A 25,193-nucleotide genomic window follows, 5' to 3' on the forward strand; every position below is an offset into this window, starting at 1 on the left:
AGCGCGCCGACTCCGCGTTGATGCCCGTTGCGTTATTCGTTTTTATTGATGAGGTAGGACGTGGGTTTACTGAATCACAATCTGAGCGGGAGAATCGTCATATGAAGAATCAAAAACAGAAAGCGATTGCACAGGCAACGCGGGCGGTAGTTAACGGAGGGTTGTTTGCAAGTTGCCTGTCGTTCAGTCTCATTGCAAATGCGGGCATCGATTTCCAGTTTGTATACAAGGATGCGCCGGGTACGGGATTTCTCGATCCCGTAAACGGTGCCAGTCGACAAGCTGCGCTCAACACTGCTGCCACGGAATTCTCCAGAATGTTTGGCAGCCACTTTGCCAACTCAGGGACCATTGTGCTGGAAGCGACGGCCACGAATGATCCCCAGAGCAGTACACTGGCAGGGGCCGGCAGTGAATATGTCGTTCCCCAGGTACCGGGATTCAATCTCAACGAGGTCGTGCGCGAGAAACTCCAGACAGGGATTGATCCCAACGGAAGCAGACCCGATGGCTCTCTCGACATCAACTTTGGGAACAAATGGGAGCTGGGCTTCAACACGCCGGTTCCGAAAGAACGCTACGACTTCTACTCCACGATGTTCCACGAATTTACGCATACGCTTGGTTTTTCTTCATCCATAGGGCAATTCGGTGATCCGCTCGGGGGTACAAAGGATGCGGGAAGCTGGAGCACCTTCGACAGCTATCTAGCAAACAAGAATGGTACTCCGGTCATTGATCCCACGACTTTCGCGCTCAATCAGACTGTCTGGGATGCGGGCAGCGTGGGAGGCACCAGTCCCTCGGGAGGCCTGTTCTTCGATGGACCTCACGCCATGGCGGCAAACGGAGACAATCCGGTGGGTCTGTACACACCGTTTCCGTGGGAGGAGGGGAGCAGCGTTTCCCACCTGGATGATAATAATAGCGCTTATGCGGGAATGATGATGCTGGCCGCCTCGGATACGGGACCTTATGCCCGGGACTACAGCGCGGTCGAAATCGGCATGCTCCAGGATATTGGATATACGGTAACGGCTGTGCCAGAGCCGGAGGCCTACGCAATGATGCTGGCCGGCCTGGGCTTGCTGGGCTGGGGAACACGGCGCAAAAAGCGCCATGACCAGTAATGCTGGGGAGATAATCTTTCTTGCCGCCGCCTTATCCTTATGGCGGCGGCGCAGTCTGACTTGCTGGGCACTGTTACCGAGGTCTCGGACTTATCGAACTTTTCTTGCCAGGCTGTTCCCTGTTTTCATCTTGCTCCTTGTGGGGTCAGCGTCCATGGCAGCCGAACGCACCTTGGGGCCTGAGGGTCCTCCACTCACCTATCCCATCCAGGAAGTCGATCTCCATCTGATCCGACAGGCAGGCAATGCGGCCTTTCCTGTACAGCGGATCAGCCTGTCAGGCAAGGAAAGCGCTACTTTCGAACGGGGTGATAAACTTCTGCAAGTTTTCTATCCAACCAGCGCACTGGTTGCTCTTCTGAACGAGCTTTACAGAATTCGTTTCTTCGAATTTCCTTCGCAATATACCCCACGCTATTCTGTCTTTCTCAAGGATGATGGGATGATTGCGACTTCTGCATTGCGCATGATGGATACAGGGAGCACGCGCATCTGTTTTGCGGTGACCGGTTATGAAAAATGTGTTACGTATGGACGTGATGGTCCGCATGACCTGGAGAATATCGTCAATCGCGTTTTTGACGATATTGAGAAGCAGGTGAAGCGGAAATAGCGCGGAAAGCATCAGTGGGGGCTCGATGCTCTGCCCTGTATATTAGAGAAGCCGGCGCTTGTGGAACTCACTCGATAAGGTTGGTTGTTGCTCGTATCTATTTTATGGATTCGTTGCGAAAAGAAGAGCACTCTGCATCCTTTCAGAATCGTGCTCAATCGTCTTGCACAGGTTTTTTGCTTGGTAAACAATAAGAAGTTGATCCTGACATTTTTTTGAAAGAGGAGGTAGTATGGCCAATGAGGGTTACCACGAACCCATTGAGGAACTCTCCGACGAAACCCGGGATATGCACAAGGCGATCGTTTCGCTGATGGAAGAACTGGAAGCGATAGACTGGTATAACCAGCGTGTGGATTCCTGCAAGGATAAGGAACTCAAGGCAATCCTCGTGCATAACCGCGATGAGGAAAAGGAGCACGCAGCAATGGTGCTCGAATGGATTCGCCGTAAGGACCCCGTCTTTTCGATGGAAATGAGAGACTATCTATTCACTGACAAGCCCATCGCCCACAAATCATAATCAATGGGGTGACCCATCGGTTTATCCGGGCAAGCTTTTCAGCCAGCGTTCCCTCGCGTTACGCGCCTTGGCGAAAAGTCTTTCGAGGGCATTCCCATCGCCAACCGAGAGCATTTCGCGCACCGCTGTCAATTCCTTCTGATACGCATCGATCTGGTTTAGCAACGCCTTCCGATTGCCAAGACATATGTCGCGCCACATTTCGGGAGAGCTGCCGGCGATACGCGTAGAATCGCGAAAGCCGCTCCCGGCAAAGCGCAGCAGATCGTTGTCGTGGGTGTCGTCGCTTCCATTGACTTCGGCAGAGACGACATGATTCATCAGCGCAAAGGCAAGAACATGGGGGAGATGACTGACAGCGGCCAGTATCTCGTCGTGCCGGTTCGCACTCATCCGGGAAATCCGCGCCCCGCAAACCTCCCATAATTCCGTTACTTTTTGCGTTGCCTCCCGGCTGGTTTCCTCAAGGGGGGTCAGTACAACATTTTTGCCGCGAAACAGATCTGCATTGGCTGCGCCTGCTCCACTCCTTTCCGCACCGGCAACGGGGTGTCCGGGAACAAAATTTTTCAGATGAGGGGCGAGATGGGAGCGTGCCGCCTCTACTACATCCTGCTTGGTGCTGCCCGCATCTGTCACGATGGTGGAGGGCGCAAGGTATGCGGATATCTGCGCCATGATTTCGCTGGTTTGTCCGACAGGTACGGCAAGGAACACCAGTTCCGCATCCTTCAAGGCGGACTCAACGTCGTCGGCAATCTCATCTATCTCACCCAGCGCAAGGGCTCGCCGCATATTTTCCCTGCTGCGACCAATGCCGGTGATATGCTGCACCATCCCAGCCTCGCGCAACGCAAGCGCGAATGAACCGCCGATCAAACCTACCCCGATAACCACCAGTTTTTGGATCACAGTAGTAGTCATTGTCGGCATCGGTTTATATGAGCGGTTGATATGAGCGGTTGATATCACGCCTCGCATGGCTATCAGGTGCAGCGGCTATTCATCACAGACTCCGTCCGATTACTGCCGCTATCCCTTGCAGCGACCCCATCAGATCGCGGAATTCCTCGGGATTCAATGCCTGGTCTGCATCGCACCAGGCTTCGCATGGGTTGGGATGCATCTCCACCAGCAGCCCATCCGCTCCCGCTGCAACTGCCGCGCGCGCCAGGGCGGGCACCATCCATGCCTTTCCCCCCGCATGGGAGGGATCGACGATTACCGGCAAGTGCGTTTCTTTTTTCAGCACGGGGATGCAGGTTACATCCATTACGTTGCGATAAGCAGTTTCAAAGGTGCGTATGCCGCGTTCGCAGAAAATGATGTTATGGTTGCCGCCCGCGGCGATGTATTCCGCCGCCATGAGCCACTCGGAAACGGTTGCGGACATGCCGCGCTTCAGTATCACGGGCTTGTTGATTCGCCCCACTTCTTTCAAAAGTTCGAAGTTCTGCATGCTGCGTGTCCCGATCTGGATCACATCCACGTCATACTCAAGGAAAGTGTCCAGCATGCGCGCATCCATCAATTCCGTGACGATTCGGAGGTTGTGCTTATCCGCAGCCTTGCGGAACATTTTCAATCCTTCTTCGCCATTGCCCTGAAAGGTATAGGGACTGGTACGGGGCTTGAAGGCCCCGCCGCGCATCAGTCGGCAGCCCGCATCCGAAACATGTTGCGCCGCCGAATCCATTTGCTCTTGCGTTTCCACCGAACAGGGACCTCCGATCACCTGCACCTGATCGCCGCCAATCGCCACACCTCCCACATTGATTATCGAGTTATCCTTGTGCCATTCGCGCGACACGATCTTGTACTGCTTGACGATATGCATGGAATATTCGACGCCGCTCAGGGTATCGAACATTTCAGGACTGAGCTTGCGCTCATCGCCAACTGCGCCGATTACGGTGCGCTCGGTGCCGCGCGAAACGTTCGCGTCGAGGTCGAAGCTTCGAATTTTTGCAACCACCGTTTCGATCTGCTCTTCGGTGGCGCCGTTATTCATGACAATGATCACGCTGATCCCCCCGATGCAACTTTGTGGATGCTCACCATCATCTCCGGTATTGTGTCTGCTGCTGCCCCTCCCGCCGTCTCCAGCGCTATCGCCAGCGATTTCAGGAATTTCTCATTTTCAGATTCGAGCCCGACAGTCACCCGGAGATGTTCCGGCATTTCATAGATGCTGATGGGGCGGACAATCACGCCCTGCTTCAGCAAACTCTCGTTTATTGCCTTGACATTGCCTGGCACCCGAAAGCTCAGGAAGTTTCCGTAGGATGGAATGTACTCGATTCCCATCCTACGCAGTCCGGTGACAATCTGCAGCATGCCCGCCTGATTGAGCGCATAAGAACGCTTTACGAATTCCTCATCCTGCAGCGCAGCCACCGCTCCGGCGAGACCGATATTGTTGACGTTGAATGGCTGGCGCACGCGGTTCATCAGACCGGCGACGTCAGGATGCGCAAGACCGAAACCGACGCGCACGCCTGCCATACCGTAAGCTTTGGAGAAAGTGCGGGTAATGAGGAGATTGGGGAACTGCTTCAGCCAGGCAATGCTATCTCCCTTGAGGGCGGGTGGCAGATACTCGTTGTATGCTTCATCGAGTACAACCAGCACATCCGGGGACACACGCTCGAGAAAGCGCAGTACATCATCGGCAGGCAGCAACGTGCCGGTGGGATTGTTGGGATTGGCAATAAATACAACCCGTGTTTCAGGCGCGACAGCATCCAACATGGCGTCAAGATCATGTCCATAGTTCCTGGCGGGAACGGAAATGCCAATTCCACCTACCGCTTTCGTCACCAGTGGATAAACCGCAAAGGCATGCTGCGAATAAACGGTCGAGGCCCCCGGCTTCAGAAATACGCGGGCGGCCAACTCCAGAACGTCGTTGGAGCCGTTGCCCAGCACAATCTGATCGCTGGTCACGCCATAGCGCTCGGATAGAGCTGCTTTCAGTTCAAATCCGCTTCCGTCCGGATACAACGAAACTTCGTCGAGTGCCTTGCTCATTGCGCTCAGAGCCATTGGACTGGTTCCCAGAGGGTTTTCATTGGACGCAAGCTTGATGATGGACTGTTCATCCATCCCCATCTCCCGGGCCAGTTCAGAAATAGGCTTGCCGGGCTGATAGGGACTGATGGCACGGATATACGCAGGAGCGAGATCGCAAATATTCATAAGATGGTATCGTGATTTGCAGAGGGAAGAAAAAGCAGAAAATAATAACCGTCAACAAGACAGGCAATTCCACAAAAAGCATGGATTCATGCTTGCAATAACCCGTTTCCCGGCTGTAGGCAAAATCTTCGTCATGGCCGCACCATCGAGGATTCCGGGATGCGGAGCCGCAATGATATGACGCTGAATTTTTCGCAGGGTAACAGGATCATCGCACGGATTCACTTTACGGCATTTCGTGGTAGTGCATGGAGGTTTGTGAGAAAACAGAGGAGGAGGGTCAGGCTGCGGGATATGAGCCGAGCACTTTGAGAAACGCCGCTTTTTCCACCAGCTCGCGCAGCGCCTGAGAGACTTTCGGCTCCTGCTGGTGGCCTTCGACATCCACGAAAAACACGTATTCCCATAAACCCGCGCGGGACGGGCGCGATTCAAGCCGGGTCATGCTGACTCCATAATGGGCGAACGGGGCCAGTAACTCATGTATGGCGCCCGGCCGATTCCTGACCGACGTTACCAGCGACGTCTTATCCCTGCCGGAAGGTGCAACTTCCTGCTCGCCTATTACCAGGAAGCGCGTCGTATTGTTGGAATCATCCTCGATGTTCTCGGCACAGACAGTGAGACCATATACTTCTCCTGCCTTTTTTCCCGCCACTGCCGCGGCGCTTTCATCTTCCGCCGCCAGCCTCGCGGCATCCGCATTGCTTGCGGCGTTGATTCTTGCCGACGCGGGTAAATGGGGCAGATTGGCATTGAGCCACGCGTGACATTGAGAAAACGATTGAGGATGAGAGTAAATCCTGCGAATGCGTGCAAGGTCGGTATGATGCGCCAGCAGAAGCTGATGTATGGCCAGCGCCACTTCGCCGCATACCTTCAACCGGGTTTGCAGCAACAGATCGAGCGATCTGCCCACTGCGCCTTCGGTTGAATTCTCTACCGGTACAACTCCATAGTTTGCCTTGCCGGCTTCCACCTTGCTAAATACGTCATCTATCGAATTGCACGGCAGTGCGGTCACCACGCTACCGAAGCGCTTGAGGGCGGCCTCTTCGGAAAACGTGCCTCTCGGCCCAAGATATGCCACTGTCAGAGGTTCTTCCATGGATCGGCAGAGAGACATGATCTCCGTAAATAACCGCGCAACCTGTTCATTCTCCAGCGGCCCCGGGTTCAGTTCGCGCATCCGCGCCAGCACCTGAGCTTCACGCTCGGGCCTATACGCAGTGCCATTCTTGATTTCTCCGATTTCGCGTGCGAGATCTGCACGCGCGCTCACCAGTTTCAGGAGCTCGCTGTCGATTGCATCTATCTTGTCGCGCAGCTGTTTGAGTTGAGCGGTCATCGCGGGATAATTTCTGTTTTGAACCGTACCTGCCAGAGCTATAGCATAAGATGGCAGCTATTTGGCTGGTATGGGCAGGTAGCGCACATTCAGCACACCCTTTATCGCCGCAATCTCGTCGATCGTTTCTTGTGGTACCGGACTATCGACATCTACCAGAGTGTAGGCCATTTCGCCGCGCGACTTGTTACCCATGGTGTGGATATTGAGACCGGCTTTCGCCATGGCGGTGGAAATTTGTCCCACCATGTTCGGGACGTTGGCATTCGCAACGGCCAGTCGATAAGGGGATTCCCGTTCCATTGTTATGTTGGGGAAGTTGACTGCATTGGTAATGCCGCCGTTCTCCAGATAATCGATTATCTGCTTCGTCACCATCACTGCGCAATTCTCTTCCGCTTCCTGGGTGGATGCGCCCAGGTGCGGCAGGGTGATCACCCTTGCATGATGTTGAAGTTTTTCGCTGGGGAAATCGCTTACGTAATATTTTATCTTCCCCATCTCGATTCCTTCGAGCACGGCATTTTCATCCACGATGCCGTCACGCGAAAAATTGAGCAGAATTGTACTGTTTCTCATGCTTTGCACAACCTTCCGGTTGACGAGGTGACGGGTCGAATCCAGCAGGGGTACGTGCAATGTTACAAACTCGCTGTTGCGCAATAAATCTTCGATACTTTCCGCGCGTTTGACCTCCGAGGACAGGTTCCAGGCTGCATCCACGGTGATATTGGGGTCATATCCCATCACCTTCATGCCAAGCCGAAGCGCTGCATCAGCCACCAGGCGTCCTATTGCACCCAGACCAATAATGCCCAGCGTACGTCTTGGCAACTCGATGCCCGCAAACTGTTTTTTGCCGCCCTCAGCCAGCCTGCTGAGGGTCTCGTTATCGCCTTCCAGTTTTTCGGTGAAATGAATCGCCGGAATCAGGTTACGGGAAGCGAGCAGCAGGCCTGCCAGCACCAATTCCTTGACTGCGTTGGCATTGGCTCCCGGCGCATTGAAAACGGGCACCCCGCGCAGGTTCATGGCGCTGACCGGTACGTTGTTCGTGCCTGCCCCAGCCCGGCCTATTGCTTTCACACTGGAAGGAATATCCATGTCCAGCATATTATGGGAGCGCACCAGAATCGCATCGGGCTCGGTTGTATCGCTGCCCACCTTATAATGGCCGGAATTGAAAAGCTTGAGGCCCAGCGACGAAATCTGGTTGAGGGTCAGTATCCGGAAAATTTTATGTGCACGTTCAGGCATGATTGTTTGCAAATTCCTTCATGAATTCCACCAGGACCTTTACGCCTTCAAGCGGCATCGCGTTGTATATCGAAGCGCGCATTCCGCCGACAGAACGATGGCCTTTCAACTGGATGAGGCCGTGGGTTCGCGCCTGTTTCAGAAACCCTTCATCGAGCGCCGGATCTTTTAAAGTAAACGGCACATTCATGCGCGACCGGTCGGGTTTCGCCACGGGGCAATGATAAAAATCAGTAGTGTCCAGGAAGTCGTACAGCAGACGCGCCTTGGCAAGGTTGATTTTCTCCATTGCCTGAAGTCCACCCTTCTGTTTCAGCCATTCCACCACCAGCCCCGTAATATACATCGCATAAGTCGGCGGCGTGTTGTACATGGAGTCGTTGTCGGCGTGAATCTTGTAATCGAACATGGTCGGTGTGCCCGACACGGTTGTTCCTATCAAATCCTCGCGCACGATGACAATACACAGACCTGCGGGACCTACGTTTTTCTGAGTGCCTGCATAAATCAGCCCAAACCGGCTTACATCCAGGGGGCGTGACATAAAGGCGGAAGAAATGTCCGCCACCAGGGGCATATCGGTACCCGACAAGTCCGGAATCCAGTTGAACTCCACTCCGCCAATCGTCTCATTGGGCGTGTAATGCAGATAAGCTCCATCCGGATCGATGTTCCATTTATCCTGGGTGGGAGCGTACGTAAAATTTGCATCTTCCGAGGAAGCTGCAACGTGAACGGCGCAATATTTTTTCGCTTCCTTGATCGCTTTCGTGGACCACTGGCCAGTGTTGATATAGTTGGCGCTTTTCTTTCCGCGCACCAGGTTCATCGGCACCATCGCGAACTGGCTGGAAGCGCCGCCGGATAAAAAGAGTACCTTGTAGTTGGCAGGGATGCCGGCCAATTCCCGCAAATCCGCCTCGAGCCTGGCCGCGATGGACATGAATTCCTTGCCGCGGTGGCTCATCTCCATCACCGACATACCGCTGCCGTGCCAGTCGAGCATTTCGTCGCGCGCCTGCTGCAAAACTTCCTTTGGTAATACCGCTGGACCTGCGCTGAAGTTATAGATGGGTTCCATCGGAGTTCCTTATGAATTCCTCATGAGTTCCTTACTCTGGCTGTTTCACGGCAAATCCGTGGACAAGCCTTCCTCTAATCCTGGCGCTTCGTCAGTTTCCACGACTCTTTCCAGCCCGGCAAGTTTCTCACCCTCATCCAGGTTGATCAGTATCACGCCCTGTGTTGCCCGGCTCATCTCGCGCACCTCTTTCACGCGTGTGCGAATCAGCACGCCACCGGTCGTAATGAGCATGATTTCGTCATCCTCGCGCACAAGCCGCGCCCCGACGACCTTGCCGTTGCGCTGAGTCGTCTTGATCGCAATCATGCCCTGCGAACCGCGGCCATGACGAGTGTATTCGCTGATGGGAGTACGTTTGCCATAACCATTCTCGGTTGCGGTCAGCACCGCCTGCTCCTCGCTCTCGGCCACCACCAGCGAAATCACCTTTTGCCCCTTGCCCAGCGTCATCCCGCGCACACCACGCGCGCCCCGTCCCATCGGGCGTACGTCATTCTCGTCGAAACGCACGGCTTTCCCTCCATCGGAGAAGAGCATCACATCATGCTTGCCCTCGGTCAACGCTACACCGATCAGAAAATCATCTTCGTCGAGACCTACCGCTATGATGCCACTCGCGCGCGGCCGCGAAAACTCCGACAGCGGTGTTTTTTTCACCGTGCCCAGGGAAGTTGCCATGAATACATAACGGTTGTCATCGAATGTCTTTACCGGAAGAACGGCATTGATCTTCTCGCCGTATTCCAGTTGCATCAGATTGACGATAGGCCTGCCACGGGAAGTGCGCCCTCCCTGCGGCACGGAGTACACCTTGATCCAGTAGACCCTCCCTCGGCTGGAAAAGCAAAGGATATAGTCGTGCGTATTGGCGATAAACAGGTTATCGATGAAATCATCATCTTTGGTGCCTGTTGCCTGCTTCCCGCGGCCGCCCCGTTTCTGCGCGCGGTAGTCGTCGAGCGGCTGGGACTTGATGTACCCATTGTGCGATAGCGTCACGACCACATCCTCCGATGCGATCAGATCCTCCATGCTCAGATCCTGCGTATTGATGACGATCTCGCTGCGGCGTTTATCACCAAACTGTTGCTTCATCGCAACAAGCTCCTCGGTGATGATGGCCGTGATGCGCTCCGGGCGGGCAAGAATGTCGAGAAGGTCGGCTATTCTTTCCATTACATCCCTATACTCGCTGACAATCTTGTCCTGCTCGAGCCCTGTCAGGCGTTGCAGGCGCAATTCCAGTATAGCTTGCGCCTGCGCATCGGAAAGATGATAGCCGTCATCAAATAACCCGTATTCGGGCGCCAGGCCCGCGGGACGGAATTGTTTCGCATTCACTGCAGCGCGCCCCAGCATTTGCTCCACCAGTTGCGAGCGCCATACCCGCGACATCAATGCTTCCTTGGCTGCTGCAGGCGTCTGCGCCGCCTTGATCAGGGCAATCACTTCATCCACGTTGGATAAGGCGACAGCGAGCCCCTCCAGCACGTGGCCGCGTTCACGCGCCTTTTTCAACTCGAACACGCTGCGCCGCGTAACAACCTCGCGCCGGTGGCGCAAGAACGCCTCCAGCATCTGCTTCAAATTCAGCAGGCGCGGCTGCCCGTCAAGCAGGGCCACCATGTTCATGCCGAAGGTGTCCTGCATTTGCGTTTCTTTATACAGATTGTTCAGCACCACCTCGGGTACTTCGTTGCGGCGCAGTTCGATAACCACACGCATCCCCGATTTATCCGATTCGTCGCGCAAATCGGAAATGCCTTCGATTTTCTTGTCCCGCACCAACTCGCCGATACGGACAAGCAGATTGGCCTTGTTTACCTGGTAGGGCAGCTCGTCGATAACGATGCTCTGGCGTCCGCCCCCTTTTTCCATATCCTCGAAGTGAGTGCGCGCGCGCATGATCACGCGCCCGCGGCCCGTGCGGTAGCCTTCTTTTACACCAGTCACGCCATAGATCAGGGCGGCGGTGGGAAAATCCGGGCCGGGTATCAGTTCGATCAGATCCTCGATGGCGATTTCGGGGTCCTTCAGCAGGGCGAGGCAGGCATCCGTCACTTCATTCAGGTTATGCGGCGGAATATTGGTTGCCATGCCCACCGCAATGCCAGACGAACCATTGATAAGCAGGTTCGGGATTTTGGTCGGCAGGATCAGCGGTTCTTTCTCCGTCCCGTCGTAGTTAGGGCCGAAATCAACCGTTTCCTTATCCAGATCGGCCAACATTTCATGCGCGATGCGCGACATGCGGATTTCGGTATAACGCATTGCTGCCGGGTTGTCGCCATCCACGGAGCCGAAGTTGCCCTGTCCATCCACGAGCATGTAGCGCAGCGAGAAATTCTGCGCCATCCGTACTATAGTGTCATATACGGCGGTATCGCCGTGCGGGTGGTATTTACCGATGACATCACCGACGATGCGCGCCGATTTTTTGTAGGGACGGTTCCAGTCGTTGGAGAGTTCATGCATAGCGAATAGAGCCCGGCGGTGCACCGGTTTCAGGCCGTCGCGCACGTCAGGTAATGCGCGTCCCACGATGACGCTCATGGCGTAGTCGAGATAGGAGCGGCGCATTTCCTCTTCGAGGCTGATCTGCAGGGTTTCTTTCGCGAATTGATCCATTACTTTTGAAGGGGGACAAGAACTTGCGGGAACGGGAACATATCGAGGATATATTTCTTTCCTGATATCGGCGCATAAAGCCCCCCATTTTAGCATGCCACCCGTATGGGAGTCACCCGGAAAGCCCAGTTTTCATGCCGATTGCAACACCCCTATTTGACAAGGACAAATATATGAATACATAATCGAAGCGCGATTATGCGATGATGAGCCATGCTACAATGAGGTGGCTTAGTCTTTCATTTGCATGACTTACAGGGATGATCTGATCTTGAATCTTAGTTTTTCTAAAAAGGGGCATAGCATGAAAAATACAGTAACGAAAAAACTCTTGCTTGGAGCAGCTGTTTTGCCAGTGCTGTTTTCAGGCGTCGCTATGGCTCAGGAGGTACCTGAGGCCTACGCGGTCGATAGCGTTGGCGAAGTAGTCAGAGATTCTTCCGGAGACTGTTGGCGCACCGGTTATTGGACACCTGCAATGGCAACCTACGAGTGCGATCCTGACCTGCTGCCAAAACCCGAGAAAAAAGTCGAAGCGCCCGCTCCAGAGCCCATTCCTGCCCCTGCTCCTGCTCCTGCTTATACCGAACCTGAGAAAATCTCCCTCTCCGCCGATCAACTGTTCGATTTCGACAAGGCCAACCTGAGGCCCGAAGGCAAACAGACCCTGGATGATCTCGTGGCCAAGCTCGGTGGCGTCAAGTACGACACCGTGGTTGCCATCGGTTATGCCGACCGTCTCGGCAGCGATGCGTATAACAAGAAACTCTCCATGCGTCGTGCTGAAGCCGTCAAGGCTTATCTGGTCAACGAAAAAGGCATTCCGGCTGATCGCATCTTTGTCGATGGCAAGGGCGAAGCCGACCCTGTGACGGGCGATACCTGCAAGGGTAACAAGAAGACGAAGGCACTGATTGCGTGTCTGCAACCCGACCGTCGCGTCGAAGTTGAAGTCGCCGGTACGAAGGAAACAGTACAATAATTCGATTCACATACAAAAAACATAAAAAAATCAGACCCTGCCATTGCGGCAGGGTTTTTTTTTGCTAAGCTTTGGCGATGATGATGGATCCGGTAAAAATCGATACGCTGCTGGAGGCGCGCTGGATAATCCCGGTTGAGCCCGCGGGTACAGTGCTTCATGATCATGCCATTGCAATTGACGAGGGCATGATTCGCGCAATCCTGCCCCGCGACGAGGCACGCGTGCAATTTGAGCCACGCGAACGCGTCGTGATGAACAGGCACGCGCTCATTCCCGGCCTGATAAATCTCCACACGCATGCGGCCATGTCGCTGATGCGAGGAATGGCAGATGACCTGCCCTTGATGGAGTGGCTAACCAATCATATCTGGCCGGCGGAAGCGAAGCACGTGGACCAGGGTTTTGTTTTCGATGGTACGCGCCTGGCATGCGCCGAGATGTTGCAGGGCGGAGTCACCTGTTTCAATGACATGTACCTGTTTCCGGAAGCAACTGCGCGTGCTGCCTTGGCCTCGGGCATGCGCGCCAGCATCGGCATGATCGCAATCGACTTTCCCACCGCCTACGCCAGCGATCCTGACGACTATCTGACCAAGGGCCTGGCGCTGCGGGATGATTACAATTCGCATCCCCTCCTGTCATTCTGTTTTGCCCCGCATGCACCTTACACGGTAGGTGACAAGAATTTGTCCCGGGTTCTCACTTATGCAGAGCAGCTGGATGTGCCCATTCACATTCATTTGCACGAAACCGGGGATGAAATCAACAACAGCCTGAAAAGCTACGGAATGCGTCCGCTTGAGCGCATGCACAAGCTCGGGCTGCTCGGTCCCAATCTGATTGCGGTACACATGGTGCATCTTACCGAGGGGGAAATCGAACTGCTGGCGCAGCAAGGCTGTTCCGTAGCCCATTGCCCTTCTTCCAACCTGAAACATGCCAGTGGACTCGCGCCCGTTGCCGCTCTTATAGAAGCAGGCGTCAACGTGGGATTAGGGACGGATAGCGCCGCAAGTAACAGCCGCCTCAAGATGTTCGAGGAAATGCGGCTTGCGGCACTCCTGGCAAAAGGACAAAGCGGCAGGGCAGAAGTATTGCCTGCGTGGCAGGGGCTGCAAATGGCCACGCTCAACGGGGCCAGGGCTTTAGGGCTGGGAGACCGTATCGGCTCCCTTGTTCCAGGCAAGGCTGCGGATATTGCCGCAGTGGATTTCTCCAGTCTTGATCTGGCGCCCTGCTATGACCCTGTTTCCCATCTTGTCTATGCTGCCGGACGTGAACATGTGAGTCATGTGTGGGTAAATGGTAAAATGCTGCTGCGTGACGGGGAATTGACTACGCTGGACCGGGAAGAATTAGTGCACAGGGCTGAATTCTGGCGGGAACAAATGACAACAGGCGTGATAGCAGTTCACGAAAAATGATGGATAAAGAAATCGAAAATAGCAGTGTCAATGTTGATCTGCTGGAACTGGAAAAATTCAACCAACTCGCGCATCGCTGGTGGGATCCCAACAGCGAGTTCAAGCCGCTGCACGAGATCAATCCACTGCGGCTGGGTTACATAGAACGCCATGCCCGCCTGGCGGGTAAAGTCGTCCTGGATGTCGGCTGTGGCGGAGGTATCCTGTCTGAAAGCATGGCGGAGAGTGGCGCTCAGGTAACCGGTATCGATCTGGGCGACAAGGCGCTGAAGGTGGCAAAGCTGCACCTGCTGGAAAGCGGGAATAAAGTCAATTACCGTAAGATCTCGGTGGAAGCGCTCGCCGCGGAGCAGCCTCATCATTACGATGTGGTTACCTGCATGGAAATGCTGGAGCATGTGCCGGATCCTGTCAGTACGGTGAGAGCCTGCGCGGAGCTCGCCAAGCCCGGTGGCTGGGTGTTCTTCTCGACCATCAATCGCAACCCCAAATCGTACCTGTTTGCCGTGATCGGCGCGGAATACGTGTTGAACCTGCTGCCGCGCGGGACGCACGACTATGCCAAATTCATCAAACCTTCGGAGCTTGGGCGCATGGCGCGCGAAGCAGGGCTGGATGTGCAGGAAGTGATCGGCATGAGCTACAATCCCATCACCAAAGTGTACTCCCTGGGACAGGATACCGACGTCAACTACATCATGGCATTCCGTGCCTGAAACCCTCACGCTCCAAGGCCAGACTCAAGCGATCATTTTCTGCCTGTCCGATCACCGGTGACATCGTCAATCTGGATTGGCGTCCATCTTTATTCCTTCGGTTCGTATCCATCCTTCTTCCATGATTAACGCCGTTCTCTTCGATCTCGACGGAACGCTTGCCGATACCGCACCCGATCTCGGGTACGCCCTGAATCGGCAGCGCATTGCCCGCGGGCTGCTGCCCCTGCCATTGGAACTTATCCGCACCGAGGCTTCAGCGGGCGCGCGCGGCCTGTTGGGCCTGGGATTCAACATCAAGCCGGGGGACGCAGGATATGACGCCATGCGCGCCGAATTCCTCGACTTCTATGCGGAGCACCTCTGCCGTGAGACATTCTTATTCGCAGGTGTCGCGGATCTCCTCGATCAGCTCGATGACCGGGGCCTGATCTGGGGTATCGTCACCAACAAACCCGCCCGTTTTTCCGTCCCGCTCATGGAGGCGCTGGGTTTGGGCAACCGTGCTTCCTGCCTTATCAGCGGGGGCGATACCACGCACTCCAAACCCCATCCCGAGCCCCTGCTGACTGCAAGCGGAGCAATAGCCGTTCCGCCGGAAGAATGCATTTATCTGGGCGACGACCTGCGCGACGTCCAGGCCAGCCTCGCCGCCGGCATGGAACCCATCATCGCGAGATACGGCTATCTCGGCAATGTAGGCGCCCCCGAAACCTGGGGCGCAAGATACCTCATAGACCGGCCCGAAGAACTGCTCGGTTATTTGTAAAAACCGTTCGCACGATCCTTTCATACTTGTTTGTCTGGAAAAACCCCCTCTCTGGCAGGGAGAGGAACGGGGAAAGAGAAGTGCCGGCCCTTCGCCCGACGTTCGTCCAAAGACCCCCTCTCCCTGCCAGGGAGAGGGCAGGGGAGAGGGTGGCTTCACTTCAATCTCTCGACTCCCGTTCCCCCTGATCCTGAGCTTGCCAAAGGATCGAAGGACCAACGATGAAGAAGATGCTAATAGACGACTTACTATTGGTATCACTCCAGTAATGACAAAATTCAGGATATGATGCGGTCTACCCCAGTAGTTAAAAAAATATCGGGTATAATCCCAGCCAGTATTGCTGCAAATCAAGGGAATCTTTGGGCAGACGTGCCGAGGGACTAATGCGTAGCACTCTCCATTGAACTCTTTCGGTTCACAGTCATCTAATTAACCGTAATACAGAATGCCGGGGGCGACCTGGCTTCGACGTGGGTTGCAAAGCAGAGCAGGGCATACCGAGGACCAGTTACCTCGTAAATACATCTGGAAACCAATAGTCGCAAACGACGAAAACTACGCTTTAGCCGCTTAAATCCGGCTAGACTCCGCACCGGTGGGCCTCAACGCCGGGTCTGGCAACAGGCAGCGGAGCCATTAACGAGGATCGCGCTTTGTAGGGTTACTTTATAGAGCGCTAAACAATAGGTAACTCGCCTGCCATTAGTTCGCCGGTTGACGGATGCCAGGTTAAATTAAAAAACATGGCTAAGTATGTAGAACTGCCTGTAGAGGACTTGCGGACGCGGGTTCAATTCCCGCCGCCTCCACCAATTGAAAGTCCAAAATAATCCAAAGAAATCCAGAAAACCCGCATGAATTAAGGCGTGCGGGTTTTTTGTTGCCCAAACAAATCCAAACTCATCTATTGTAATCCGACGGTAACTGACGGTAAACTTGACGGTAATAGAGTTACCGCCAACTGGAGTTACCGTCATGGCACTTACCGACACCGCCATTCGCAATAGCAAGCCTGCTGACAAGCCCCTGAAGCTAACAGATGAGCGCGGCCTCTATCTGTTATTAAAACCGAATGGCTCCCGCTGGTGGCGCTTTGATTACCGCTATGGCGGCAAACGCAAAACCCTTTCCATGGGCGTCTACCCCGACGTGAGCCTGAAGGAAGCTCGCAATCGGCGTGATGAAGCGCGTAAGCTGCTTGCTTCCGAGGTCGATCCTGGCGAAAACCGTAAAGCGGTCAAAGCTGCCAAGCTGGAGAAGGCTGCAAATAGTTTCGAAGTTGTCGCTAGGGAGTGGTATGCGAAGTATTCCCCGACCTGGAATGAAAGCCATGGCGAGCGCATCATTCGCCGCTTTGAGCGTGACATATTCCCCTGGATAGGCAGCAAGCCCATTGCCGAGATAGCCGCACCTGAACTGCTGACAACAGTGCGGCGCATCGAAGACAGGGGCGCAGTGGAAACCGCGCATAGGGCATTGGGTAACTGTGGACAAGTTTTTCGCTATGCCATAGCAACCGGACGTGCTACCCGAGATATTTCCACTGATTTGAGAGGCGCCCTTCCCCCGGTTAAGGGAGAACATTTTGCTGCTATTACTGAACCTAAGCAGGTAGGAGCGTTGCTCCGGGCAATCGATGGCTATACAGGTTCTCACGTTGTACGTTGTGCCTTGCGTCTTGCTCCGCTGGTATTCGTGCGTCCTGGCGAGCTACGTAAAGCTGAGTGGAAAGATATAGACCTAGATGCGGCGGAATGGCGCTATACCGTCACCAAAACCAATACTCCGCACGTTGTTCCGCTTTCAACACAAGCGGTAGAAATATTCAAGGAACTGCAAGCCTTAACCGGCAGAAGTCGCTTTGTTTTCCCTGGCGCACGCACCAATGGCAGACCAATGAGCGATAACGCGATTCTTGCTGCACTTCGGCGCATGGGCATAGACAAGGAAGAAATGAGCGGACATGGCTTTCGCGCCATGGCACGAACCATTCTTGATGAAGTGCTAGGTGTTCGCCCCGACTTTATTGAACACCAGCTAGCCCATGCTGTTAGGGACCCGAACGGACGCGCTTACAACAGAACTGCACACCTTCCGGAACGGCGGAAAATGATGCAGCAATGGGCGGATTACCTCGACAAATTGAAGGCGGGAGCAGAAATAATTCCTTTAAATAGTGCTCTAGCTCAAGGCTGAGGCATTTTCGATTAGAATTTAATCTGGGTGCATAAAGACACCGAAGACCTCACGGCAGAAATTTGTGCGACGCGGCGATATATGCAAATAGCATCTCAGAAGGTCTTCAAATAATACTCTCTCTAATGACTAGGTCGGGCCGAAGGTTGCGTCGGGAAGGTTTTTTTGTTTTTGGTGACGAGGTGTGAGGCTGTCCCGGGACTAGACGAACAGCTAGATTTAATGGAAGCAGGACGAGGATTATCTGGGCGGAAATATGCCTCTCGTACTTGCTACAACTCTTAAGGTGATCCGCAAAGGCAATCTCGCAATGATCCCACTATCTTAACTTTAGAAGCGTACACCGAATAAGACTATGGGCAAAAACGTTTCCAAGCTGAATAAGCTGAAAGAGAAGCTGACTATCTTAGATACTGCGCGTGATCTGGCAAATTTTTTCGATGAAGAAGTAACCGAAGCTGATGTTCTCCAGCTGGCACTTGACAAGAAATTACAGTTATCTGTTTATTTCCCGAGTCTTGCGATAGTTCGTCCGGAAAAAATTGTGGAATACAACGACGCAGAGTTGCGAGCCGCAACAGAAAAAGGGATTTTCCCCGAAGAATTGGACTGGCTTACATTGAATCCAGCAATAATTGAGGTGCTTCCGAGTTCGCTTCGTGAAGCAGGGGAGATCAAACATCTCTTAAGTGTGCCGCTCGGAGATAATCGATACCTCAGTTGGAGCAGTGAAGTGAAAACTGCTGTTGGAGTGTGTGATCTGCCCTTGCTAGGTGATGAGTTGTTCGACATTGAACGGAAATACCAAATACTTATTGGTGAGCAGCCTACCAATAAGAGAACGTTTACAGGTGCAATAGTTAAACTACCTAGTGGGGAATTTGCTCAGCTTCAAGCAAAATACGATGACAACGAAGATCATCCAGGATCACTCGCCGAATTAGAACAAATTCATGAGATATTAGCTGAGCAAGATCTGAGTCCAGCAGACAAAAAACGACTGCTGGATGAATTCAAGCAAAACCAAATTAAGTTCTTTACAGAGAGAAGCTCCCGACCACCCCCAGTTGACTATTACTGCTGTAACTTGCCTGAGGATAGCGTATTTGTGGTGCGTCCTGCTGCGCTGGAGGAATTTAAACAAACAATAAACGGAGCATCAGTCTCTGATAAGAAACTGGGAACAAATGAGCGCAATACCTTGCTTATCACGATTGCAGCTCTTTGCAGGGAGCACTCAGGAATAAACATTAAAGAGCGTGGTGCTGCGGGCAAGATTGCAAGGATGACGGAGGAACTCGGAGCAGGAATTACTGAAGAAACAATTCGTAAGATCCTGGAAAAAATCTCTGAGGCCCTGGAAAGCCGTATGAAATAAATAGCTATTCCCAAATTTGGTTTTAATTTCCCAAATTTGGTTTTTCCCCCTACTTAGAGAATTAGGATGCAATCGTCTTATCTTGGACGGAGGCAATTCCTAATGAACCAAATCCCTGAAATAGGCTTTCTTCGCCTGTCGCAAATCATCGGCAATCCCAAAGCCGTACCACCTATCCCTCCTATTATTCCTGTCAAAAAATCCACATGGTGGGCCGGGGTCAAATCTGGCCGTTATCCAAAATCGCTGAAACTCGGCCCGCGAGTTACTGTTTGGCGGGTTGAAGATATCCGCGCCCTCATTGCTTCAAAAGGAAGTGAGATGGTCATAAAAACGAAGGGTCACAACCGCCCAACTGAGCCACCCCGGTAACTTCCTGCAAGCTGATTTATTCGCCCACCTGCTGCCCATCTTTTGGCAGAGGGAGAGGAACTGATTATCCAACGTTGGCTTGCGCATAGTTAAGAGACTGATGAAAAGTCATTACCTGTGCTTGAACAATGCAATACCGATTCCGATGGGAAGGATTATTTCATGCCCAAAGCAAACATCATACTGAAACAACTCCGGAAAGACGAGGAGAACCATTATGGTAAAACGAACAGAGAATTCCGCAGCGAAGGGTGAGGTAAAACCCGAACCTGTTTACAACCCCCGCAAATCAGTAGTGCTCGACTGCGGAAAAACAGAGGCGGAAATACGGGAAGGATATGCGGCGTTGGTCACGTCACCCGAGCTCGCGGGATACCGGATTATCCATATAGCCGAGCAAGGAGTAGGGATCGGGACACAGATAGACGTGCCAGCATTGATGGAACGATTACGCGATGAGGCAGCCGCCGTGAACCGCGGAGATCTCACACAGGCTGAGGCGATGCTAATGAATCAGGCAACCGCGTTGCAAAGCTTGTTTGCGAGACTTACTGAGCGAAGCATAGGTTGCGACAGCATCTCATCATTTGAGGTTCACATGAGAATGGCGCTGCGAGCACAAAGCCAATGTCGGACCACGCTGGAAACTTTGGCAATGATCAAAAACCCTCCAATGGTTTATGCGCAACAAGCCAATATCGCCCATGGTAATCAGCAAGTAAACAATAATTCTGCTGGTCCAATATCACCGGAGGAGAAAGACCGCGATATTTGCGCAGATATCCCGGAAAAGACCCACCAGCTCACGCGCGCGGAAATAAAAAGTGAGCAAAACAAAGTATTAATGGAGGTGCAACGTGGCCAGACAGTGGACGCTCGAGGAACGGATGAGGCAAGCGAAACTGATTCAGCAGTGGAGGCCGTGGAGAAAGTCAACAGGACCGCGAACACCCGAAGGTAAGGCGGCCACGGCACGAAATGCATACAAAGGAGGAACGCGAAAGCTGATGCGGAATCTGTCCCGGCTATTAAAGGAGCAATCTAATCAGCTTTCAAGCTATCGAAAGGGGCAATAGATATGAGCAAAGAAAAGCCAGAATCACCCCGAAACGCAACGTAACCAATTCATCCAATATTTAGAGGAAGTCCAGGATTCTGTTCTGAGAGATGGTCACGAGCAACAGGAGATCCTAGACAAAGATCATAGGAGAGGAGAATGAAGCGAACCAACCAGCTCAGGCGTGGGAGTTGCATCTCTTTGTTTAAACGTAACCGCCTTCCCTCACCCTTTCAATACTATAAGGGTCAGGGGCTTAAATTCATCGGAGGAGGCGAATGGAAGAGCGCTTGCTGCCCATTCCATGACGACAAGAGGCCGAGCCTACGCGTACGTCTGGACACGGGTGGCTTTCGCTGCATGGCATGCGGAGCCTACGGCGGTGATGTGCTCGCCTTCCACATGCAGCGACACCGATTGAGCTTTATTGAAGCCGCAAAGCAACTGGGAGCATGGGAGGCCGAGCGATGATTCCAACACCAGAGCGAGTACGTGAAGCCGCGGGCAAGTTCGCCCGCAATGCCGAAATAGCAAATGCGGATGAAAAGGTACTCCATACCTACACGGATGAATCGGGTAATTCCCTGTACTGGCGCATTCGCCTTAAAAATACAGCAACCGGCGAAAAATGGATCAGGCCATTTCATTTTGACGGGCAAAAATTCGTTTTGGGCGAGCTGCCTGCTCCAGCAGCAGGCAAACCCTTATACGCCCTCCATTTGCTGGCGCTTCATCTGAATGCGCTGGTTTTGATCGTAGAAGGAGAGAAAGCAGCGGATGCTCTCAATCAGGCGTTCAAGGAATGGAACGTGGAATCGCAGTACGTGGCCATCACGTCTGGAGGAGCAGGCAGTGCAGGATCAGCGGACTGGGCACGACTCACAGGGCGACGCGCTCTCATATGGGGCGACAACGACGATATAGGTACGAAGTACGCGCTGGAAGTGGCGGCTGCATTGAGGGACCGAGCGGCTTCCGTAAGGTTGTTCAATGTTGCTACCCTGAATCTACCAAAAGGGGGTGATGCATTCGACTGGTTGCAGCGGGACGATGCCAGCGCATCCTCACTGATGTTACTGCTCGATTCCAACTGCCTGGATCCATATAAGTCTGTTCCAGGAGATTCTCAAAGCCCTGATTCCATTCTCCCCGGTGCAACCCAAAAAAACGTGGAGGAAGAACTCCAGGATGAGATAGACAAACTCCTCGCCATGCCGTCACTCGAGTATGAGCGTACCTATAAGGACGTGGCTAAAAAACTAGGTATGAGGGCAACGAAGCTCGAGCAGGAGGTCAAGGCAGCGAGATCCAGAATAATTGAAGAGCAAGGCAGTGGCGAGATGTTTCCCGAAGTGGAGCCGTGGGAGTCGCCAGTCGACGCAGGTGAGATTCTGTCCGAGTTGGCAGAAGCCTTCCGACGCTATGCCGTATTGCCTCCCCATGCCTCTGAGGTTCTGGCTTTATGGTGTGCTTTCACATGGTTTTGTGAGGCATCGCATATCGCCCCATTGATGGTCCTGCGCTCTCCTGAAAAAGGATGTGGTAAATCCACTGTTCTTGGCATTATCGCCCGCCTGGTTTGCAGGCCCCTGCCGCTGTCCGGAATAACCGCTGCTGTATTGTTTCGTATGGCAGATAGATATCGCCCGACAGTCTTAATCGACGAAGGCGACACCTTCCTGAACAACAAGAATCAGGAAATGCACGGTATTCTCAATTGCGGACATAGCCGGCACGCACCCTATATCTGGAGGTGCGTGGGCGATGACCATGAACTTCAGTGTTTTAACGTGTTTGGCCCCAAGGCGATCGCGCTTATCGGACACACCCGTGACACCTTGCACGATCGGGCGGTGGAAGTTGAACTCATGCGCAAGTTGCCGCACGAGAAAGTATCACGCTTGCGTAATGGTGATGGCAGGGAACTGGAAGAATTGGCCCACAAGCTCGCTCGATTAGCAAGGGATCGCCTTGATGACTTTGCCGAGATGAAGCCCAACTTACCCGAGAGCCTGCCTGACAGACAGGCAGACAACTGGGAGCCCCTGCTAGCCGTAGCCATGCTGGCCGGTGATGAATGGCTAGAAAAAGCAACAAGGGCGGCATTGGTCCTGACCAAAAGCAAGGAGCAGTCAGCCCCGATGTCAGTGGGCGTGGAATTGCTGAGAGACTGTTATGAGATTATCAAGACCAAAGGATGGCGCAGATTCTGGGACGAAGAATTGTTGGAAGAACTTCGTGATCATCCGGAAGCAGACTGGGGGATTTACAACCGAGGCAAGCCCATAACCCGCAAACAACTTCGCGACTTGCTGGGTAAGTTTGGAATTACCAAGAAATCAGTTCGAGGGAGTAAGGTATGCAGGGGCTTCAAGATAGAAGAGTTTGAGGAGGCCTTTTCCCGCTATTGCACTTCAGTTTCCGAAGACACCGTAGAAAACGTTACAACGTTACAACCCAATATTGATGCGACTCCTCATGTAACAGATCGCGAAGTTGTAACAGTTACAAAGATACCATTTGTTACATCAACAGCCAGTATTGATGAGGGTTGTAACAATGTAACAGAAATTTCCGAGGGTGCAGTCGCACCAACTCTAAATCCCTCTAAAGGTTCAAGCTTGAGGATTTGATTAATGGGTGCGCCTGATCTGATACTTCAACTGCGACAAGCCGGATACTCGATCAGTGCCGATGACAATTATCTAGATATTTCACCAGCTGATAATTTGTCCCCTGATTTATTGCAGCAGCTCAAGCAGCACAAACCCGAAATACTAGCCGCTTTGCGTCTTGAGCAGCAGCGGGAAGCGAGGCGAGAGAAGGTTCTGGCCATGCTGGCGGCTGATCCCGACATGAAGCGCGCGACCTATGTTGATACCGATAGCGACCCCGAGAATGCGATTCTTGCGATAGCAATCAGACATGCCGCTACATTCGAAATGCAAGTACCGAGGGCGAACTTTGACCCGTGGCAACTGCTCGCACTCATTGATAAAACGGGGGTGGACGATGTTCATTAATCGCCTATGTTCTTGACCGATCTAGAAGGCGTTCGAAACCGAGGATATAAAGAGACGCATCGAGGGTGCGTGGCTTCGCTTTGCTGGAAGTGTACTTCAGTCCAATGGTAGAAAGGTTGGTAAAAAGAAACAATACCCCTCACAGAGCAAACAACAGCAAGGGAGGGAAATGAAGAAAATAATGATTGCATTACTGCCTGTTGCGGGACTCCTTATACCCGCCTTATTCGCCTTTTTACTCTCAGGTATTGCCCAAGCAGAGCCGCCACATCTCCGAGACCGCGAAACGGGTAAATATTTGGGTAATTTGAGTGCTAATCCGTACGATCCCGACTCGGTTAACAATCCCTACGGCAGGTATGGCAATCCATATAGCGCAGACTCTATCAATAATCCCTACGGACAATATGGGAGCCGTTATAGCCCAGATAGCGCCAATAATCCCTACGCTACCAATCCTCCTGCAGTCTATGGCGACGACAACTATAGGTACTAAATTTCATTAATTTCAGAGTGAACAGTTGAAAGTTCGAGACAACTACAACAGTAGTCCGTATAGGTAATCACGACATGAATAATATTGTGAAAGCGGTTCTTGTTTTCTTCTTGGCTCTGTTGCCCCCAGTGGCATGGGGGTATGGCGGAATAGGCGCATTTGCTGATGGGTTAACACGTGGAATGCAGCAAGGAATGCAATTACGGTTGCAGCAACAGCAACTGGAAATGATGGAGCGGGCTAATAAGCGGGAAGAAGATCTCCGTCAACAGCAACGGAAAAAAGAAGAAGCTAGATTTGAGGAAATTAAGCGCGATTTTTTTGCGTTTAGAGATCAACATCCTGAATATGATGACAAAGACCGTCTGGCTGAGCTGCAATCAGAAATTAAACGTCTGAGAGAAACGCCCGGTAATGAGGGACGTAGTATGCGATGGTTTCTTGAAACTGGGCATGCTGCAATTATCGGGCGCGAAGAAGCAAACGCAGCCAATATTTCAGTTTCAGCAGCAACCCAAGGTCTGCAAATACCCTACGATGACCCAAAAAAACTTGTACAGATGGCAGAAGTATTTAGTAAGAACGGGTTTGCAGATGTTGGATTCGAATTTATTGATCTTGCCGAGAAAGCAAAAAGAAAGGCTGAGTTGAATGTCTTCCAAAGTCTTTTGCTGAGTGACGTTGATAGCGCTATTGATGCAGCTAAACTCAGTGGTCGACCTTTTGCAGATCGTCCCGTGAAGTTGAAGCCGAATGACCCGAATGACAACGGGTGGAAGATTCAGTATGAGGGATCTCCCGAAACAGTGGTCAACGTAAAGACATTGTTCGAGATTCATGCACAAATTGCCGAAGCCACGCCCAAAAGTCCTTATGCAGGGTCATTTGAGAAGCTTATGAAGGAACGGTGATAGGCCTTGCGAGTACAGGAGCAACAATGAGTAATAAGTTGCTCTATATCTTGCCACTCATCACGCTACTTTTTTTACCCTA

The 25,193-nt window shown here is 52.8% G+C and carries 22 protein-coding genes and 1 other RNA gene; 16 read left to right on the plus strand and 7 right to left on the minus strand.

All coding sequences use genetic code 11. The features are described from left to right. The first annotated feature begins 101 nt into the window (after positions 1 to 101). The 3 genes from BMW46_RS00675 (at position 102) to BMW46_RS00685 (ending at position 2,266) form a co-directional block, all read left to right on the plus strand. Positions 102 to 1,130 (plus strand): PEP-CTERM sorting domain-containing protein, encoded by a 1,029-nt coding sequence (locus BMW46_RS00675; RefSeq protein WP_074703763.1) that lies wholly within the window; start codon positions 102 to 104, stop codon positions 1,128 to 1,130. A 154-nt stretch (positions 1,131 to 1,284) separates the two neighbouring features. Beyond that, positions 1,285 to 1,743 (plus strand): hypothetical protein, encoded by a 459-nt coding sequence (locus BMW46_RS00680; protein WP_074703764.1) that lies wholly within the window; start codon positions 1,285 to 1,287, stop codon positions 1,741 to 1,743. Positions 1,744 to 1,975: 232 nt separating this feature from the next. Further along, positions 1,976 to 2,266 carry an encapsulin-associated ferritin-like protein gene (locus BMW46_RS00685; RefSeq protein ID WP_074703765.1) on the plus strand — a complete coding sequence of 97 codons (291 nt, stop codon included), beginning with the start codon at positions 1,976 to 1,978 and terminating at the stop codon, positions 2,264 to 2,266. Positions 2,267 to 2,287: 21 nt separating this feature from the next. On the opposite strand, the gene BMW46_RS00690 is transcribed toward BMW46_RS00685, so the two are convergent. From BMW46_RS00690 to gyrA, 7 genes are all read right to left on the minus strand, one after another. Further along, entirely contained in the window at positions 2,288 to 3,190 is a 903-nt protein-coding gene (locus BMW46_RS00690; RefSeq protein WP_074704469.1) for a prephenate dehydrogenase, read from the minus strand. 82 nt (positions 3,191 to 3,272) lie between these two features. Further along, positions 3,273 to 4,289, minus strand: coding sequence for a 3-deoxy-7-phosphoheptulonate synthase (gene aroF / locus BMW46_RS00695; RefSeq protein ID WP_074703766.1), 1,017 nt, complete (start codon positions 4,287 to 4,289; stop codon positions 3,273 to 3,275). After that, a complete protein-coding gene (gene hisC / locus BMW46_RS00700) occupies positions 4,286 to 5,464 on the minus strand; it encodes a histidinol-phosphate transaminase (RefSeq protein ID WP_074703767.1) in 1,179 nt (392 codons plus the stop codon). The genes aroF and hisC overlap by 4 nt, the downstream gene beginning before the upstream one ends. 280 nt (positions 5,465 to 5,744) lie before the next feature. After that, positions 5,745 to 6,812 (minus strand): prephenate dehydratase, encoded by a 1,068-nt coding sequence (gene pheA, locus BMW46_RS00705; RefSeq protein WP_074703768.1) that lies wholly within the window; start codon positions 6,810 to 6,812, stop codon positions 5,745 to 5,747. A gap of 57 nt (positions 6,813 to 6,869) precedes the next feature. Further along, positions 6,870 to 8,069, minus strand: coding sequence for a phosphoglycerate dehydrogenase (locus tag BMW46_RS00710; RefSeq protein WP_074703769.1), 1,200 nt, complete (start codon positions 8,067 to 8,069; stop codon positions 6,870 to 6,872). Continuing rightward, entirely contained in the window at positions 8,062 to 9,150 is a 1,089-nt protein-coding gene (gene serC / locus BMW46_RS00715) for a 3-phosphoserine/phosphohydroxythreonine transaminase (RefSeq protein ID WP_074703770.1), read from the minus strand. The genes BMW46_RS00710 and serC overlap by 8 nt, the downstream gene beginning before the upstream one ends. A 45-nt stretch (positions 9,151 to 9,195) precedes the next feature. Then, on the minus strand, positions 9,196 to 11,781 hold the full coding sequence (gene gyrA / locus BMW46_RS00720) for a DNA gyrase subunit A (RefSeq protein ID WP_074703771.1): 2,586 nt from the start codon (positions 11,779 to 11,781) through the stop codon (positions 9,196 to 9,198). Between the two features lie 304 nt (positions 11,782 to 12,085). Between gyrA and BMW46_RS00725 the strand changes: the two genes are divergently transcribed. From BMW46_RS00725 to BMW46_RS00790, 13 genes are all read left to right on the plus strand, one after another. Then, positions 12,086 to 12,763, plus strand: a complete 678-nt coding sequence (locus BMW46_RS00725) for an OmpA family protein (protein WP_074704471.1) — start codon at positions 12,086 to 12,088, stop codon at positions 12,761 to 12,763. Positions 12,764 to 12,843: 80 nt separating this feature from the next. After that, positions 12,844 to 14,190: a TRZ/ATZ family hydrolase gene (locus tag BMW46_RS00730; RefSeq protein ID WP_074704477.1), complete on the plus strand. Its 1,347-nt coding sequence runs from the start codon at positions 12,844 to 12,846 to the stop codon at positions 14,188 to 14,190. Further along, positions 14,187 to 14,906, plus strand: coding sequence for a bifunctional 2-polyprenyl-6-hydroxyphenol methylase/3-demethylubiquinol 3-O-methyltransferase UbiG (gene ubiG / locus BMW46_RS00735; protein ID WP_177171007.1), 720 nt, complete (start codon positions 14,187 to 14,189; stop codon positions 14,904 to 14,906). The genes BMW46_RS00730 and ubiG overlap by 4 nt, the downstream gene beginning before the upstream one ends. Positions 14,907 to 15,027: 121 nt before the next feature. After that, complete coding sequence (locus BMW46_RS00740; protein WP_074704480.1) at positions 15,028 to 15,675, plus strand: HAD-IA family hydrolase; 648 nt, start codon at positions 15,028 to 15,030, stop codon at positions 15,673 to 15,675. 453 nt (positions 15,676 to 16,128) lie between these two features. Beyond that, positions 16,129 to 16,490: a transfer-messenger RNA gene (gene ssrA / locus BMW46_RS00745) on the plus strand. Between the two features lie 163 nt (positions 16,491 to 16,653). Further along, positions 16,654 to 17,874 (plus strand): tyrosine-type recombinase/integrase, encoded by a 1,221-nt coding sequence (locus BMW46_RS00750; protein WP_074703772.1) that lies wholly within the window; start codon positions 16,654 to 16,656, stop codon positions 17,872 to 17,874. A 355-nt stretch (positions 17,875 to 18,229) separates the two neighbouring features. Then, positions 18,230 to 19,252, plus strand: a complete 1,023-nt coding sequence (locus BMW46_RS00755; protein WP_074703773.1) for a hypothetical protein — start codon at positions 18,230 to 18,232, stop codon at positions 19,250 to 19,252. A gap of 102 nt (positions 19,253 to 19,354) precedes the next feature. Continuing rightward, the gene (locus BMW46_RS00760; protein ID WP_074703774.1) at positions 19,355 to 19,624 is read left to right on the plus strand and encodes a helix-turn-helix transcriptional regulator; all 270 of its coding nucleotides are present in this window, start codon (positions 19,355 to 19,357) and stop codon (positions 19,622 to 19,624) included. Positions 19,625 to 19,841: 217 nt separating this feature from the next. Next, positions 19,842 to 20,585, plus strand: coding sequence for a hypothetical protein (locus BMW46_RS14845; protein ID WP_081355611.1), 744 nt, complete (start codon positions 19,842 to 19,844; stop codon positions 20,583 to 20,585). A 255-nt stretch (positions 20,586 to 20,840) separates the two neighbouring features. Further along, the gene (locus tag BMW46_RS00770) at positions 20,841 to 21,152 is read left to right on the plus strand and encodes a CHC2 zinc finger domain-containing protein (RefSeq protein WP_074703776.1); all 312 of its coding nucleotides are present in this window, start codon (positions 20,841 to 20,843) and stop codon (positions 21,150 to 21,152) included. Further along, positions 21,149 to 23,314 (plus strand): DUF3631 domain-containing protein, encoded by a 2,166-nt coding sequence (locus BMW46_RS00775; RefSeq protein ID WP_074703777.1) that lies wholly within the window; start codon positions 21,149 to 21,151, stop codon positions 23,312 to 23,314. The genes BMW46_RS00770 and BMW46_RS00775 overlap by 4 nt, the downstream gene beginning before the upstream one ends. 3 nt (positions 23,315 to 23,317) lie before the next feature. Next, positions 23,318 to 23,704: a TubC N-terminal docking domain-related protein gene (locus tag BMW46_RS00780; protein ID WP_074703778.1), complete on the plus strand. Its 387-nt coding sequence runs from the start codon at positions 23,318 to 23,320 to the stop codon at positions 23,702 to 23,704. 570 nt (positions 23,705 to 24,274) lie between these two features. Beyond that, a complete protein-coding gene (locus BMW46_RS00790) occupies positions 24,275 to 25,111 on the plus strand; it encodes a hypothetical protein (RefSeq protein WP_143049053.1) in 837 nt (278 codons plus the stop codon). Positions 25,112 to 25,193: the final 82 nt, after the last annotated feature.

Origin of the sequence: Nitrosospira multiformis (assembly GCF_900111585.1) — a bacterium.
Lineage (GTDB): Bacteria > Pseudomonadota > Gammaproteobacteria > Burkholderiales > Nitrosomonadaceae > Nitrosospira > Nitrosospira multiformis_B.